At 43.3% G+C, this 17350-nt stretch carries 13 protein-coding genes; 1 reads left to right on the top strand and 12 read right to left on the bottom strand.

Annotation, left to right across the window (positions count from 1 at the left end):
- Positions 1–148 precede the first annotated feature (148 nt).
- From FSB73_RS14440 to FSB73_RS14405, 8 genes are all read right to left on the bottom strand, one after another.
- Complete coding sequence (locus FSB73_RS14440; RefSeq protein ID WP_146783612.1) at positions 149–1984, bottom strand: glycoside hydrolase family 28 protein; 1836 nt, start codon at positions 1982–1984, stop codon at positions 149–151.
- A gap of 58 nt (positions 1985–2042) precedes the next feature.
- Positions 2043–3716, bottom strand: coding sequence for a RagB/SusD family nutrient uptake outer membrane protein (locus FSB73_RS14435; protein WP_225974031.1), 1674 nt, complete (start codon positions 3714–3716; stop codon positions 2043–2045).
- Between the two features lie 20 nt (positions 3717–3736).
- Positions 3737–4699 (bottom strand): TonB-dependent receptor domain-containing protein, encoded by a 963-nt coding sequence (locus FSB73_RS14430; RefSeq protein ID WP_262712647.1) that lies wholly within the window; start codon positions 4697–4699, stop codon positions 3737–3739.
- Between the two features lie 59 nt (positions 4700–4758).
- Entirely contained in the window at positions 4759–6681 is a 1923-nt protein-coding gene (locus tag FSB73_RS14425; RefSeq protein ID WP_146783606.1) for a SusC/RagA family TonB-linked outer membrane protein, read from the bottom strand.
- Positions 6682–7023: 342 nt separating this feature from the next.
- A complete protein-coding gene (locus FSB73_RS14420; protein WP_158639564.1) occupies positions 7024–8091 on the bottom strand; it encodes a pectinesterase family protein in 1068 nt (355 codons plus the stop codon).
- Positions 8075–8761, bottom strand: a complete 687-nt coding sequence (locus FSB73_RS14415; RefSeq protein ID WP_158639563.1) for an SGNH/GDSL hydrolase family protein — start codon at positions 8759–8761, stop codon at positions 8075–8077. Before FSB73_RS14415 ends, FSB73_RS14420 begins: the two co-directional genes overlap by 17 nt.
- Before the next feature lie 10 nt (positions 8762–8771).
- On the bottom strand, positions 8772–10367 hold the full coding sequence (locus FSB73_RS14410) for a glycoside hydrolase family 28 protein (RefSeq protein WP_225974030.1): 1596 nt from the start codon (positions 10365–10367) through the stop codon (positions 8772–8774).
- 66 nt (positions 10368–10433) lie between these two features.
- Positions 10434–11243, bottom strand: a complete 810-nt coding sequence (locus FSB73_RS14405; RefSeq protein WP_225974029.1) for a rhamnogalacturonan acetylesterase — start codon at positions 11241–11243, stop codon at positions 10434–10436.
- Positions 11244–11634: 391 nt separating this feature from the next.
- On the opposite strand from FSB73_RS14405, the gene FSB73_RS14400 reads away from it, so the two are divergent.
- On the top strand, positions 11635–12675 hold the full coding sequence (locus FSB73_RS14400) for a LacI family DNA-binding transcriptional regulator (RefSeq protein ID WP_146783596.1): 1041 nt from the start codon (positions 11635–11637) through the stop codon (positions 12673–12675).
- Positions 12676–12914: 239 nt separating this feature from the next.
- On the opposite strand, the gene FSB73_RS14395 is transcribed toward FSB73_RS14400, so the two are convergent.
- From FSB73_RS14395 to FSB73_RS14390, 4 genes are all read right to left on the bottom strand, one after another.
- Complete coding sequence (locus tag FSB73_RS14395) at positions 12915–14204, bottom strand: beta-xylosidase family glycoside hydrolase (protein ID WP_262712645.1); 1290 nt, start codon at positions 14202–14204, stop codon at positions 12915–12917.
- Entirely contained in the window at positions 14168–14410 is a 243-nt protein-coding gene (locus FSB73_RS26780; RefSeq protein WP_317132880.1) for a family 43 glycosylhydrolase, read from the bottom strand. The genes FSB73_RS14395 and FSB73_RS26780 overlap by 37 nt, the downstream gene beginning before the upstream one ends.
- Positions 14311–14616, bottom strand: coding sequence for a hypothetical protein (locus FSB73_RS25130; RefSeq protein WP_225974028.1), 306 nt, complete (start codon positions 14614–14616; stop codon positions 14311–14313). Before FSB73_RS25130 ends, FSB73_RS26780 begins: the two co-directional genes overlap by 100 nt.
- A gap of 167 nt (positions 14617–14783) precedes the next feature.
- The gene (locus FSB73_RS14390; RefSeq protein WP_146783591.1) at positions 14784–17273 is read right to left on the bottom strand and encodes a glycoside hydrolase family 95 protein; all 2490 of its coding nucleotides are present in this window, start codon (positions 17271–17273) and stop codon (positions 14784–14786) included.
- Between the last annotated feature and the right edge of the window lie 77 nt (positions 17274–17350).

Genomic DNA, 17350 nt, shown 5'->3' with positions numbered 1-17350 from the left:
TTTTGATTTTTGTTATGAATACCATGTCTTTTGAATCTATTGCTTATTGCTTAGTTTTATGCTGCATTTATTTTTGTATTTATTATTACGTTACACTACCGCCAGACTTTTTTATTTTTTTCTACTCGAATTTAATTTTCAAAATTCTTTATTCAAATGTCAGGGCACGCTGGTTAGCACCTGCTGCAAACTGAGTCTGTATTTGATTTTCACTCGTTGCATTTTTAAATTGAACTCCGTCCAAATTTGTAATTTTAAAGGTAATGGCCCCACTCCTAGCACCCAATACGACAACCGCTGCTTCTTTTTTGTCGGTAGTCGCAATTTTATTATTTTTTGCGGAACCAATACTAAGATCGATATCAGAAAACCGGCTATTTCTGGTATTACTAAGCGTCAAAAAAGAGGTTTTTGTATCCGTTATAATACCTTTCATATTTTGTATATCTATACCATCTGCCTGGATAAGTTCAATGCCTTTTTGGGTCTGCATGGTAAGCTTACTTAAATGAATATCTTTAATAGCCATTTCCGGAAGCCCCCTGAAAAACAAGCTATGATCCGCCCCGTTACAATTAATATTACTGATATAAAAATGGCGAAACTGCGGGGTTGCCTGGGTTACCGGTTCCATAACCTCTTTAGGCACTTCTCTTTGTTCTCCATTTAATGGAACCGGATCTTTCGCAGCATAATACATATTAAAGCGGATCGCATCCCCTTTGATATTTTGCATATTAATCCAGGAGGCATAAATATCCTCGACAACACCTCCTCTGCCTCTAGTCGTTTTAAAGCGTAGCCCTATATCTGTACCCAGAAAACTGCAATGGCGAATCGCCACGTCTCTCACACCCCCGGACATTTCAGAGCCGATAACGAAACCGCCATGTGCATGGTATACAGTGCAGTATTGGATCAGGACATTTTGTGTGGGTGCCGCACGCTTTCTACCCTGTTCATCCCTGCCTGATTTCATACAAATACCGTCGTCGCCTACATCAAAACTGCTGTGTTCAATCAGCACATCCTTACAGGATTCCAGATCCAATCCATCTCCATTTTGAGCATACCAGGGATTCTTTGCATACACATCCCGGATAATCACCTGTTGACATAACAATGGATGCAGGCACCAGGCAGGTGAGTTTTGAAATGTAACGCCTTGTAAAAGAACACCTTTACAGGAAATCAGCGACAGCAAGTTGGGACGTAGATAATCTTTTATGTCTTTATAGTCTGCGGCTGTCTTACCTGCTTTAAATACGCCCGCATCTTTGGTTTGGGATCCTTTTAGCGAAGCCGCTGAAGGATACCAAATGCGCGACCTATCGTCCAGCACACCACCGGAAGCCACCAGATCTTTCCATTGCGAGGCGGTGAGTTTGTCTTTTTTAACCATGCGCCAACTATCCCCTGCCCCGTCGATAATGCCTTTGCCTGTAATACCGATGTGGGCGGCACCGCTGGCCGAGATCGGCGCCTGACAACGCACCGCGCGCAAGCCCTCATAACTAGTTGTCACCATGGGGTACTGATCAAAATCTCCTGAGAACTGCAATAAAGCGCCGGCCGCAATATGCAGGTTGATATTGGACTTCAAAACCAAGGGACCTGTTAACCACTGCCCTGGTCCTATAAAAACAACACCGCCACCTGAACCTGCCAGCTGATCAATGGCCATCTGGATAGGCTGCGTATTTAAGGTAATGCCATCGGGTTTTCCGCCCAATTTTTCAACAAAAACCGTATCCGCCTTAAAAGCTGGTAATTGAAGCTTTTCAAGCGCCAATAAATTTGCGGGAATCTTAAATGATTCCGCTGTAGCAGGTGGCTCAAGACCTTGCCTTCCCTGCGCATTTAATGCAGAGGGAGTGATTAGGCCTGATGCCAAAACAGCTGCCAGACTGGCTGCCACTGCTCCTTTGAACAAGGCCTTTGCTGATCTAAAATTTATTGTGCGTTTATTTTTAATCCCTGACATGCTTTTTACTTTTGTGTATAATGTTTGTACTTGATCCTATAGGGCTGCTCCACATTTTTTATTGGTAGCCTTCATTTTGCTTAAAATCATCCGGATTGGTCACCGCATCCAGCTGACTTTGCGGAATGGGTCGCAACGTATGATAAGACTGAATATTAACCGCCGCATTGGGATTATCTGCCTTAACACGGCTAACCAGTTTTCCTTCTCTTTTCAGCAAAAACCAGCGCATTTGCTCCCCGGCAAATTCCCTGGCATATTCATCCAGGATAAAATCAATGGTTACATCACTGGCAGCGATATCCATGGCAGCTTTCTTACCTGGAAGTGCAGCCCTTTCTCTAACGACATTAATATAATCGGCCGCTTTTTGCGCATTCCCCAATTTTAATTCAGCCTCTGCTGCAATAAGATACATTTCCGGCAAACGGATGACGAATACATCGCGGGCACTCACCTGTTCATTAACAGAGGAACGGGTGGGATCCATAAATTTGCTAAGCTGCACAAAATGCAAGTTATCACTCACTAGGCCGTCTGACTTATAAGTATCATTGATATCATAAATCCGGTAATTTTTCTGGGCGCGTTCACCGGCAGATACGACCTGATTGGTCACCACGACCGCTGTATCACCGATACCCATACCACTGGGGGCAGAGGCCAGGTTATTACAAAGCCAGGCCGTCTGGAATGATCCAGTAAAACGGCTATCGTTATTCAGGTCATAAAGGTTCATCAGGAACTTAGTCGGCATAAAGCGAACAAAAGGTCGTCCATATTCAATGGAACGTTGCAAACCTGGCAGATCATCGTATTTCATTAAGAAATCTAAGTGACCGTTATTGCCCCCTCTGCTGTGTCCATCAGGGAACAATATATCATCCTGACGATCGTTTAAAGTCAGGTCTGTAGAATAGTTTACCGCATAAATTACTTCATTGGATTCCGCGGCATCCTGTTTATCCATCGGCCAGAGATCCGCATAATTCGTCACCAACTTAAAATTATAATCGTTGATAACGGTGTTTGCCAAATCGAGCGCATCCTGGTAATTACCTCTGGTAATATCCATCCTGGCTAAAAATGCCTGGGCAGCTGGTTTGGTCGCACGACCATAATCCGTGGTCGTTGATGGTAAATCTACAACCGCAGCTTTTAAATCAGCGAAAATCTGTGTGTAGATATCATCCACCGAGGTTTTGGTAGCAGTTGTCTGAATACCATCTGTGGCCTCAGTAGGCATCGGGGCAGCGCCCCAGGTTTCTACGATGTGCCAATAGTAAAAGGCCCTTAGAAAATGTAGTTCAGCATTTCTTATCTTTTTGGTATCTGCATCCATACCAGCGGCGTCAATATGCTGGATACCATAGTTACAGACATTGACAGCCGCATATAAATGCTCCCAGAGGCCTTCCACATAACTATCGGCACCCTGTAAGTTCTTATAGTCTGTCAATCCGGGGTCGGGCGCAGCTTGACCCGCATCCCAGATATCGGTGCCCATTTCTGAAAGGCAGTAGCCTTCTTCTTTACCGTACCACCATCTCTGATAGGAATAGGCCGCATTGACCAGGGTTTCAAAACCTTCCGGAGTCGAATAAACGGCTTCTGCGGTAAGTCCGCCGGGATTGTATTCTTGAAGCGTTTTATTACAAGAGACAGTGGCCAGCGCCATCACAGCAACACCAAATGCCCCGACAATATATTTTTTAGGATAACTTGTTTTCATTTTTGCGTGGGTTTTAAGGATTACAGATCAATGTTTGCACCAATTAAAAAGGATTTGGTCATCGGGAAGTTTTCCGAGCCGCCCCTTTCAGGATCATAGTCCTTGGTGTGAGACAGGGTTAACGGATTCACCGCTGAGACATATAACCGGATGCTACTCATCTTAAAGCGGCTCATCAGTGCCTCAGGCAACGTATAGCCCAGTGTTACATTCCTTAATTTTAAAAAGGAGCCAGATACATATTGCAAGGTGCTCAAATATTGCACGCCACCTGCTGCATTTGGTCTAGGAAAAGCATTGGTTGAATTTTCAGGTGTCCAGTAATCATGGAGCGCCTGATTCTCTGTGGTACCCGATTTAAAACGCAGGTAATTGGCATTAATCATCTGGCCTACACGGGCAAATAAATAAAAATTCAGATCAAACCCTTTATAGGTAAATGTGTTTGAAAAGCCACCGCTCCATTTTGGCGCTGCGGTGCCCACCACAACACGGTCACTGGTCGTGATTTTGCCGTCTCCATCCTGGTCCTTTATTTTTATTTCACCAGGTACTTCCCCGTACTTAGCGGCCTGGTCAGCCTCATCCGTCTGCCAGATGCCTATTTTCTGGTAATCAAAGAATACGGATACCGGATAACCAATGAACCAGCCATCTGCTATATCATCCTGTCCACCCGTCGCCAGTTGTTCAATACTTTCTTTATTATGGGTAAAAGTAATGGCTGAGCTCCATTTAAAGTTTGCCGATTCAATATTACGGGTATTCAATGCAATTTCAATACCTGTATTGCGGGTTTTACCGATATTTTGGATAACAGAACTTACGCCTGTAGAAGAAGGTAAAAGCCTTGGCAGTAACAGATCTTTGGTTCGGGTGTCATACCAGTCAATCGAACCGGAGATTCTGTTTTTAAGCAGGCCAAAATCCAGTCCGATATTTTTAGTCCCTGAAAGCTCCCATTTTAAAGCGCTGTTCCCGATTTGGGAGCTAAACGTATAGCCAGGTGCCGACTGATCCCCGTAGGCAAATGAAATATTGGTTAGTAAGCTCTGGGTAGCATAAGCCCCAACGGATCATTACCGGTAATACCATAACTGGCTCTCAGTTTTAAATCACTGATAGCAGTTACATTTTTCATGAAATTCTCCTGACTAATACGCCAGCCTGCAGCAACGGAAGGAAAAAATGCCCATTTATTGCCTGCGGCTAATTTAGAGGAACCGTCTGAGCGGCCGGTAAGCGTTAATAAATACTTGTTATTAAAGCTATAATTGATCCTTCCAGTAAATGAAACCAGTTTTGACTCTTCATAACCGGTAGATGCGATCAAACCGCTAGTGGCATTGCCCAGGCCATAATAGGACTGTGCAGGAATCAACTGACCATCGCCCTGTTCGGCGCCGTTATCACTTTGATTGGTCTGATAACTGGTGACGCCCGTAAAGGTCAGGTGATGAAGTGCCCAGGTGTGGTCGTAGGTCAGTATATTTTCCCATAATAAATTGGTGGATCTGGAGGTATTATATTGAGATCTGGGATCAGAGCCTGATCTGGCAATTGAATACCTGCCATTAAAAATACCTTCTCTGGAATTACTAAGTCCCACAGAGATATTTGAGCGCAGTGTCAGGTCCTGAAATGGAGTGATCTGTATATAGCCAGTAGTCAGCACGCGGGTCGTATTGGTATTGTCCGCATAATTATTAGCGATGTATTCATTTACCAAAGGACTGATCTGGGAACCATTATTGGGATAATTGATCACAGTACCTGTAGAATCAAAGGCAGCGCCCAGAGGGGATATCTTATTGGCTGCATTGAGCGGATCGCTTTCTGTACTGATCTTATAATAAGTCAACTGACTATTAAGGCCGGCTTTAAACACTTTACTGATGGTATGCTCGATATTTAAGCGTGCTGTAAACTTCTCATTCTGATCAAATTTAAAAAGGCCTTTGGTACGGTTATATCCGGCAGAAAAATAGGCTTTTGTCTTATCGGAACCGCCACTCACGCTAATTTTATAATTTTGTTCATTGCCATTATGGATTAATAGATCTCTGTAGTCAGTCCAGGTACCGGAGGCAATGGCTGCCAGTTCACTGGCATTGAAGATTTTACTATCATCTTCAGGACTACTCCATTTACCGGTTGTCCGGTAGCTTTCCCGCATAAAGGCCACATACTCTGGCCCGGTCATATAATGCGGATAACCCGCATCATGAATGGAAGAGCCGTACACACTAGCAGAGACCTTAGGTGCACCGGTTTGTCCTTTTTTGGTGGTGATGATAATTACCCCGTTGGCACCTCTGGAACCATAAATGGCTGTAGCGGAGGCATCTTTTAAGATTTCCATGGAAGCCACATCATTTGGATTCAGGTCCTCAACATGATCATTAATGGCTCCATCAATAATATACAGCGGCCCGTTGCTACCGGCAATGGAGCGGTGGCCGCGAAGCAGGACACTTGGGGCTGAATTTGCAGAGCCATTGCCTGAGGTAATATCTAATCCTGGCACTTTACCTTGAATGGATTCCATTACATTGGTAGAGGCGACCTTGGTAATCTCATCTGCCTTGACAGAGACCACAGAGCCGGTCAAATCGGATTTTTTCTGCGTACCATATCCTACGACAATGACGTCGCTGTTCTCCCCAGAGGTAGCACTCAACTGTACCATAACTGGTCCCTGCCCGGATATGGATTTTCTAAGGCTGTTATAGCCAACAAATGAAAATTCCAGCTCCGTTCCTTCTTTGGCAGCGGATACCGGTAAACTAAAATGCCCGTTAATATCGGTCGTGGTACCCGTTTTGGTACCGACAATAATGACAGAAACGCCGGCAAGTGGGTTGCCATCGGCACTATCTGTCACCTTCCCCTGAATCGGCTGCTGGAAAGCAAATGCCGGCAGACAGCCAAAGAGTAGACAAAAAGCAATTAAAAAATGACGCATGAAATAATGGTTTTGTAGGTGGTTAATCAATGTTATTTCCAATTCAAAAAATTCATAAATCCAGTAAGTGTGTTAATTGTATATTTAAAAGATGATTCAATTCATTCCAATAATGCATTTATGCCAGGCCGTATCAAATGTAGGGCGATGACAGTTTGTACTGCAGCTACTGCTATGATGGCCTTAAAGGGCCATTCCAAAGCTAATTATTCAACAGACAATGCAGCCTGATAACTACCTATTTATTTACGCAATGGTTCCCGGAAACGTTATCAACAGAGGTTTCAATTAATAGGCATATCAAACCTACTGATGATAACCCTTCATGCTATCTTTAGCCTATCATAAAAACCGGTTTATCCATGGGCCCAGTATATTTTCCGGTGTATATTTTTGGGCCTCCTGATCACTTAGCTGATGGGACCAACTGGCTCGCTGGCCTGTGACCGCTTTTGAACTTCCCCCATTTATATGGCTGTTATATTCTGCATAATAGGCGGTGGCTTCATTGGCCTTGCTGCGCCAGTTATCCCAGCCCACAGGTCGTATAAAATCTCCCATGGTCGTATTTAGATAGACCGTCCTGGCAAAGGCACGCCAGGGTCTGCCTAAAAAGACCTGCTTTACCCCTGTAGCCGCCAGCAGTGTACAATGATCTAAAACAAAACCAAAGGGTTGATCTTTAATGGTGGAAGCAGCTACAATATATGAATCAGCTTTGCATAGAATACTTGAGTGGCTGACTAGTACCGTAGCATCTCCAAATAGAAAGTCAGTCGTCCCGCTGATCAGGCAGTTTTTAAGCCATACATGTGTATTGGGACCAGTGGCAAAAAAAGTGTCCTGATTGCCCTGAATATTACAATCCTCCACCAGACACTGATCCTGGGAAACAGATAAGGCAATCGCCTGCCCCACAGCTCCAGCTGTATTTTCTATGGTCAGGTGCTTAAGTACAACCCCGGTTGCTTCCACACTTAAAGTAGCTGTATAAAAGGTACTGTTCCTGCCCTTGTTTACCTGTCCAAAATAACTGCCATAGGCTATCACCGTCTGCTCCCTATTCTCTCCAATCAAACTGATGTCCGGGTTCCAGGCGGGGATCCTAACTTGTTCATTATAAATTCCTTTTTTTATAAAAATCACGATACGATCCGCTGGATAGGCCTTGGTATTTTCTATCGCCTTTTGGATACTGGTATAGTCCCCAGTACCGTCCTTGGCAACTGTCAGCGTATCGGCATCTTGTACCTTTTGTATCTTTACCATTTTGGGAATGACTGGTCGGGCCAGCAGGCTGCCAATACCCGAGATAAGGAGTCCTGCCAAAAGTAAACTCCATTTATAGCTTCCGCCTATCAAACGTCTAGGCCTGCTTCCAATAAAGCTGTTTTTATTTCCCTTTGTCATAGCTGATAATCTTTTTACCAATTGCTTTATATAATGCCTGTTGTCCTTTGGCATTCGGATGTAATCCATCCGCATATGCCAATCTGGGCACCACATGTAATAAGGATAAAAATCCACAGTGATTTTTTCTGGCCAGTTGCTCGTAGGCTGCTTGCAGTTTTTTTAAGCTTTTGCGGGTATTTTCATTGTAAAGTTTCCCCTTATTGATCTCACTCATAATCTTAGTATTGATATCTGAAGGGGATAATAAAAGAATTTTTGCCTTTGGTGCTATTGCCCTGACCTGATCAATCATCCACTGCATATTGCGAATACAGCTGGCCACCATCGCATCATTGCCATTTTTCAGATCATTGACACCTAAGAAAAATACGAACATATCGGCGCTTGAATATTTTTCCAGCACAGGTAGCAGTTCTTTTTTATCAGCTGTTTTGCGGCCACTTCTGCCCGCATTTATATAAGTATAAGGTGTATTTTGCTGATCTTGTTGCAGATACCACACCCAGCTTTTTCCATCCACCTGCGCACCATGGGTTATGGAATCGCCAAAGCAGACGATGACTTTTTTTTCTTGAACCGACAAGGCGACAAAACTCAGTAAGGTAAGCAGCGCTGAGGCGGTAAAGAGTAAGGGAAGTTTTTTTGTTATGAATTTTCCTGTATACATCTGGTTATGCTTATTTTTTTTCTTCTTTAGATGCTGCAATGATTTGATCGGCGCTGACCTGTTTGCCATTGACGGTTGTCTGGGTAATGACTATCTGATCTACATTTTTGATAAAACTTGGCTTTTCAACATGGTCAAAACTGCAACTATCAATCTTAATATTGGTTACATGCTTATCTGCTCTACCTTGAAGATTAATCGCATACTGGCTCTTGCCGCTTTTGATATGATCAATAAACACACTGTCCAGCGTTGGTGTAAAATTGCAGCCGGCTGTATTTTTCTCATCATAGAACATGTTGATCTTGATAACGGCTTCATGCACCTGTCCGACTTCAATATTTCTAAAATAAAAGCGACGCATCACCCCACCGCGACAACTATTTGATTTAATGCGAATGGCTCTGTCCAGCGAAGGACTATTCATCTGCAGATTCTGGCCATAGATATCCTCCACACCGCCGGACGCTTCGCTGCCTATCACAACGCCGCCGTGTCCATCTTCCATCTTGCAATCCTCAATAATGATATTTTTGGACGGAATATTAATGGCCCGACCATCTTCATCCCGGCCGCTCTTTATGGCAATGCAGTCATCCCCGTTGGCAAAATGACAGTTTTTAATCCAGACATCTTTGCAAGACTCCGGATCGCAACCATCATTATTGGGGCCATAGCTCAATGTACTGACACCATCAATGGTGATATTCTGACTAAGGGTGGGATGCAGGATCCAAAAAGGAGAATTAATGAGTGTCACCCCTTGAATCAAGATGTTTTTACACCCATAAAATTCTACAAAAGTAGGACGCAGATAGTGCCCTGCCCCGAATACACGTTTTTCTACAGGAACCTGATCCTTATTCATCTGGTTCAATCTGGGCTTGCTATCCGGCAATTCCTGATTAGGCATACCTTCCTTCCAACCAAATCTTTTGGAACCGGTCCACCACCACCAGTGTTCGTTATTTGCTTGCCCATCTAACACCCCTTCGCCCGTAAGCGCAATATCTGTTTGTTTATAGGCATAAATAAGGGGCGAATAGTTCATCATTTCCATTCCTTCATAACGGGTATGGACAACAGGTAAATAATCTGCTGCATCGGTACTGAATTTAATCCTGGCTCCCTTTTCCAGATGTAATTCGACATGACTTTTTAGATGAATCGGCCCTTTTACCAAAAAGACACCCGCGGGCACAACGACCCGGCCACCGCCCTTATTTTTACTGGCCGCATCAATGGCTTTTGTAAGTGCCGGTAAAGCATCCGCTGTACTATCCATTTTAGCGCCATAATCTGTGATGGAAAAATTCTTGTCTGCAAAACTAGGCGCCACAATATCTCTTTTTATACTGTCCAGTTTATCCCAACCACTGACCGATTTACTTTTATTTGAAGGTGCATTATTACAACTAAAAAGACCAGTAGAAACCAACAGCATGGCTGCAATAACCACTATAACCTGCCCGCTACGAGGTACTTTTGGCCCAGATAGCCACCCTTTAGTAGAAATCGTTTTCAAAAAATCTGATAAGCATCCCAAAGGATCATTATATTGATTACCTCTTTTGTTTGGCTTCATCTTTTTTACCGTTTTTTGCATTGGAGAAAATTGTAAGAATTTTTGACTGTATTTATATGTGGTTCAAAAAGTATATAATATAAGGTGTTATCTTTTGGGACTTAAATGATGCGTTACCGGAAAACCCAGGCGGATCATTTCATGAAGCACCATTTCGGCCATTTTTCTGGCACCTAGTTCATTAAAATGGGTATCATCATGTACCCCCTTTGGATAATGCGGATGCTCACCAGGTTCTAACTGATTGTATAACAGCTTAGAAGTCTCAGGCCCAAGTTGTTGTACAAGCCCCATACTTAATTTTTCCAGATCAATGAGAGGTACCTGCGTTTCGTGGGCTGTTTTTATAACAAGTGGACCGTAAACAGGATGCGTATCTATGAGTTTTCCGGTAGAATCAAAATGACGCCTGGCAACTGGGGTCAACAAAATAGGTGTTGCACCTTTTGCCCTTGTATCTGTGACAAAAGTTTTCAGATTTTGGACAAATTGATCCTGCGGTGTGTAACTTCTTTTGGAAGGCACCTCGTCATTGTGTCCGAATTCTATTAATACATAATCGCCTTTGGTCAGGGTTTTTAATACATCCTTCCACCTTCCTTCTTCTATAAAGGTTCTCGTACTGCGACCATTCTGGGCACGGTTATCTACCACTACCGTAGAATCAAAAAAATAATGAAAGGGCATCCCCCATCCTGTTTCCGGGTAAGCCCTGACGGACTTATCGGCCATTGTAGAATCTCCAATCAAATAGATGGTCGTTTTATGTCGTTGTAATAAAGAAAAGGACATGCAAATCATCATTAAAGCAGCCAGGCGACCAAAGCCTCGCAAGCCAGAATTTGGTACAAGTTGTTTAACGTATACTTTTAAAGATTGACGTTTCAATAAACGCATAACTGATTTTTTTAACAGGTGCGATGGCCGCTGGCCTCACTGAAAAAATGGATAAAATGAACATACTGTACCCAACAAAAGGTACCTTTTTGTTACAGGCAAGTTAACTTGATCTACTAACAAATGAATGTAATTTCGGCAATTAATTTACGCAATCGATACCAGTGGAATCAGTATAAGTGTCAGAAAAAACCAGCTAATAAAGAACCCAACTAAATAATAATGCTTGTAACCTCACCATCACCTATCAAAATATGGTCTACGCAATCGTTGCCGGCAACGATTGCAAGCTTACATTTCTTTTAAATATATACACGCTATTTTGCCAAAATGGCTTATCTTTCGTCCGCTGTTTGAGCGCACATTAAATTTTAAAGACAGTATAGGCATCATGAAATTCGAGTCAGTTACTATTAAGGATATAGCAAAAGTGCTCCATTTGTCCACTTCAACAGTATCCCGGGCATTAAGGGATAGTTATGAAATCAGTGAAGAGACTAAAAAATTAGTAGTGGAATATGCCAAAAGTGTAAATTACCGCCCTAACCCCTCTGCCCTAAATCTGAAAAAAAGAAGAAGCCGGACTTTAGGTATTACCATTTCTGAAATCGCTAACAGTTTTTTTTCTCAGATTATTGCGGGTGTTGAATCCGTTGCCCAGGAAAAAGGCTATAACGTTATCATCAGTCAGAGTTTTGAGAACTTTGAAAGAGAGCAGGAAGCCGTCCGTAATTTATCGCAATCAGTTGACGGCATGTTGATTTCGCTGAGTTCAGAGACCAAAAGTCTGGAACATATTGAACAGCTGCAAGATCGAGGTATGCCTGTTGTCTTTTTCGATCGAATTACAAAATCGCTGGAAGGTCACAAGGTCCGATCCAACAATTTTAAAGGCGCCTTTCAGGCCACAGCGCATTTGATCCAAAATGGCTACACTAGAATTGCCTTTGTAGGCAATCCGGACAACCTGGCCATCATTAAGGAACGCAAAAGAGGCTATGATGAGGCATTGGAATCCCATCAAATCCCCCCTACCGAGGCTTATATTAAATACTGTTTGCACGGTGGTCTTTCCTATGATGAAGTAGAACGGGTCATGGAAGAGCTCCTGCAACTTGAGAACCCACCCCAGGCGATATTATCCTGTGCAGATAAAATTACAACCAATTGTTACCGGTATCTGGTTAAACATGATATCCGTATTCCTGATCAGATGGCGCTTGTTGGTTTTTCCAATCTGGATCTTACAGAATTTCTGCATCCATCACTTTCTATTATTCAGCAAAAAGCAGTGACTATGGGCGTTCAGGCCGCAGAGCTTTTGATCCAGCAAATAGAAAGTAAGCGACCAGTAGTGGATTTCAGTGAGATCGTATTGGAACCGGACTTTTTTGCCCGGGCCTCCTCTGCGCCCAGTGACCCAGGCAAGTAAATAGACTGATCATTTGCCCATGCTATCAGTAGTCTTTATAAGACTATACCTTTTTATAAATAGCCCCCTGATTGGTCTATGTTGCCTGATCAGGGGGCTATTTATTTTCCAGCTATTTTCCAGCTATTTTTCAACTATTTTCCAACTATTTTTAACCTAATTCCCAAACCTTTCTTCACATGCCCTATTAGTATATCTGATTGAAAAACAGCATTGGTATGGAATTGTTGCTCGCTACACTACTTAGTTTCAGAAGCATTTAACGCTGTTACCCTGAAAAAGTCAAAGTCTGCATACCCTTCATCATTGGAACCTTTCTCGGCGGTTGCATAGAGGCCGATCTTAGCACCAGTCCATTTTCCGGGTGTAGGTATAAAGTTTCCAGTAACTGCCTGATACTTATTACCATCCAGACTATAATAAAACGTACAACTGGCCCTATTGGGTCCTGGGTTATGAACGTCTACCCTTAACCAGACTTCCGGCACTTTAAGTTTAGTTATGACGGTATTTTTTTCTACACCACCTCTATCAGCTGCCTTGCATATGCCCTGCTGTAGCACATAACCATCACCTTGATTGACAATAGAAAGGCTGGCATAATCCAGTCCAAGGACCACCAGACCGGCATGTTGCGCACCGTTTTTCTCATTGGGCGTCAGCCTTAGTTTTGTGGTTACTTCAAAACTGTCAGCCGGAAACTTCTGGGCCAAAATATTGGGAATATCCCAGAGGGTCTTAGCATCCGGGGTGTGGTGTGCATAAAGCCTCAGACAACCATTTTCACCCGTCATCAACCAACGACCACTTGAATTGGCTTCCCACTGCCATTGCAGTCCCAGGGTTCGCTGGTTAAACTCGTCGGATTCTGCTGGCGTGGTTATGGGATAGGTTTTACCGACATTCGGTTTTTTATAGCTCAAAACAGGGGTGCCTTTACCGTCCCCATCTTTATCTACACCAATTACCGGCCAGTCATGGATCCAATGCATGGGTTGCAGATGCAAGACCCTGCCATAAGCTTCCTTATCCTGAAAATGCAAGAACCAATCCTCTCCGGTTTGCGTTGTAACCCAGGCGCCTTGATGAGGACCATTGACAGTGCTTTTGCCTTGATCCATTACGACCTTTCTTTCATAGGGTCCCATCAGATTTTTAGATCTTAAAACAAGTTGCCAACCGGTGGAAACGCCTCCTGCGGGAGCAAAGATGTAATAGTAGCCATTTCTTTTATAGATCTTTGGCCCTTCAATTGTCGGGTCATCTACGTGTCCGTCATAAACGATATGATCCGGGCCTGTCACTTTGGTGCCTGCCTCATTCATGGGGGCAATGGCGATGACACTTTTAATTCCCGCCCTACTGCCGGCATAAGCGTGTACCAGCCAGACCTTGCCATCCGTATCCCAGAGTGGGCAGGGATCAATAATCCCTTTGCCAGGGAACACCAAAACGGGATCCGACCAATCTGCAGCCGGGTCACTTGCTTTAATCATATAAATACCATAATCCGGATCAGGGTAATAAATATAATATTCCTTATTATGATAGCGAATAGCGGGTGCCCAGACGCCGTTGCCATGCTGGGTGTATTAAAGACTTCTTCAGGTATCTGCTTTTTAAGACCATGATTAATCAGGGTCCAGTTGACCAGGTCTTTAGAATGCAGGATAGGTAGCCCTGGAATATCCTCAAAACTGGAAGAAACCAGATAAAAATCATCGCCAACACGGATAGCATCCGGATCGGAATAATCCGCGTTGATAATCGGATTTTATACGTTCCATTGCCCCTATCTGCCACCCAAACTTTGGATACGTAGTTTTGCTGCGCATAACTACTGACAGGTCCTATACCAGCGAGGATACTGGCATAAAACAGATATTTAGTGAGTCCAGTGGCGGAAAAGTGCTTATCTAGGTATTTGTTTTTTAAATTCATTCTTATTTTGGTGTTCATAATCATATTATATCCATATTATATTTATATTCTGCTTAGGCTTTAGATTTATTATTTTTTTAAATATATCTAGTAATTGACAGATTTAAATTCTAATAATACCTATTTACCATCCTTCTCATTTTGTGCATACTTACAAACTAGGGTATTTAAGAATTCTCTACCGCATAAAACACATAAACACCCCCTTTGATCGTTTTAAAATCGTAGCATTTTGTAGGTGGGATAGCAGGGATCGTTAGCTCTCTGGCTTTTGCCTTCTCACTGATCAGTGGCTTTTTAATAGCGGCCGTTTTATAGTATGGATTGGGATTGCTTGAATTTGCCGGGACTTCAAAAAGAGCCTCTTTGCCTCGCAATCTGAGTCCGGCGGGTAGTCGTAGACGGCAATTTCCACCTATTGCAGATTGAATTTTAAGTCTTGTGACCTGCCCCTTAGACCATTCAATATCCACTTTGAATCCACCTCTACCCATTAACCCTTTAATGCTTCCTTTTTGCCACTGATCTGGCAATGCAGGCAGAATTTCCAATGCGCCATCCTGAGATTGCAGTAACATTTCTGCAATACCGGATGTACAACCAAAATTTCCATCGATCTGAAAAGGAGGATGCGCATCAAATAAATTTGGATAAGTGCCACCACCCTCTCCCTTGTTGACTTCTGGAGCAGGCCTTAACTGATCTAAAATTAATTTCCAGCTATGATTGCCGTCTTTCATGCGGGCCCACCAATTCACTTTCCATCCCATGGACCAGCCAGTAGAGACATCACCTCTGCTAATCAATGTTTTTTTTGCTGCTGCAAATAATGCCGGATGTTCGTAAGGGGAGATTTGGTTGCTTGGAAAAAGGCCGTACAGATGGGAGATATGGCGATGCGTATCATGCTGTTTATCCCAGTCCTGCAACCATTCCTGCAATTGTCCATACTGGCCTACTTGCATGGGCGGCAACCTCTTAATCAATGTTTTTAAAGTATCTGCAAATAATTTATCCTGGTTTAAAAACCGACTGGCTGCTATTACTTGTGAAAATACATCAAAAACAAGCTGATTATCCATCGTTGTACCAGCACTGAGTCCTACACCAGACATATACTGATGTTCAGGAGACATGGAAGGTGCAACCACCAGATAATGATGGTCCGGTTCCTGTTGCAGGGCATCGACAAAATATAAAGCTGCCCCTTTGAGTATTCGATAATTCTTCTTTAAAAAGCCAGTATCCCCGCTGTAAAGAAAATGCTGCCATAGATGGGTACTGAGCCAGGCGCCCCCCATTGGCCACATACCATAAAAGCCACCATCCACCGGCCCGGTAATCCGCCACAGATCCGTATTGTGGTGAGCGTTCCAACCTCTGGCATGATACATTTTCCGGGCGCTTTGCCTGCCCGTAACCGACAAGTCTTTAATCATTGAAAATAATGGCGCAGCCATCTCTGGCAGATCTGTAACCTCTGCAGGCCAGTAATTCATCTCTGTATTGATGTTGATAGTGTACTTGCTATCCCAGGGTGGTGCAATTTTGTCATTCCAGATTCCTTGCAGATTGGCCGGCTGGCCCCCAGGCTGGGAAGAAGAAATCAGCAAATACCGACCAAATTGAAAATATAAGGCCACTAAAGATGGGTCGTAATGCGCATCAAAATTTTTGACACGTGCATCTGTCATCGCCTTAGCTGTATCAGGTGTTTCCAGCTGAAAATCAATCCGGTCAAAATATTTATGGTAAATTCTTTTATGTTCAGCAAGGGCTTGTTTATACGGCTTTACATCAGCCCTTTGTAAATAATCAGCTGCGCGCTGGTTCGGATCTGCGCTAATGTCGTGGTAATTATTAAAATTAGTGCCTATAGAAATATAAACCGTTACGGCGTCGGCGTTTTGAATATTCAGACTACTGTCTGTCGACTCCAGCGTCCCGCCTTCCAAAACAGGCTTTACAATCGCCGTAAACCGGACTTTTCCCTTTTTATTATCCACATTCCCTGAGTGGCCTTTTAAAACAAGCGTCTTTTCAGTGGTACTGACTTTGTGTTGCAACTGTGGACTCTCCATAAGAAGTTCACAGTTGAGCGCCCCTTTTTTATCTGCTGTTAGGCGAATGATGATTACATTATCTGCAAAGGAAGCAATGACTTCCCTTTTATAATGAACACCACTTACTTCAAAAGTGCTCTGTGCCGTGGCATCACTTATATTTAGTGCCCGATGATAGTTCTGATAATGGCCCAAGTTCTTATATTTAATAAAGAGATCTCCCACGGGCTGATAGGGCATGCCATAATTACTGTTACTGGGGGCATTTCTTGGAAAAACACGATTGGACATATCCTGCGCTGCTTTATAGCGTTTCATAAAAAGCAATTTGCGGATCTGAACGATACTATCATACACATGACTGGGTATATTATTGCCTGGTTCCCCTGCCCACACCGTTTCTTCATTGAGTTGCAGCCGGTCCCTATCGACCCCGCCAAAAACCATGGCACCTAATCTGCCGTTGCCTAATGGTAAGGCCTCATTCCAATTTTTTGCCGGATGGTCATAATTTAATAGCAGCGCTTGTTGCGCATCGCAGTATATGACTGTAAAAAAGCCAGTACAACACAAAACAACCGCCTGAATAAACATTTTGCCATAGAACTCATCATTTATTGTTTAATAAACACTTTAAAACTACATATTTCAATTCAAAATTCCAAAACGCA

The sequence above is a fragment of the Arachidicoccus ginsenosidivorans genome (genome assembly GCF_007971385.1).
Lineage (GTDB): Bacteria > Bacteroidota > Bacteroidia > Chitinophagales > Chitinophagaceae > Arachidicoccus > Arachidicoccus ginsenosidivorans.
The sequence above is the reverse complement of the archived record's forward strand: the minus strand, read 5'-3'. Positions and strand labels throughout refer to the sequence as shown.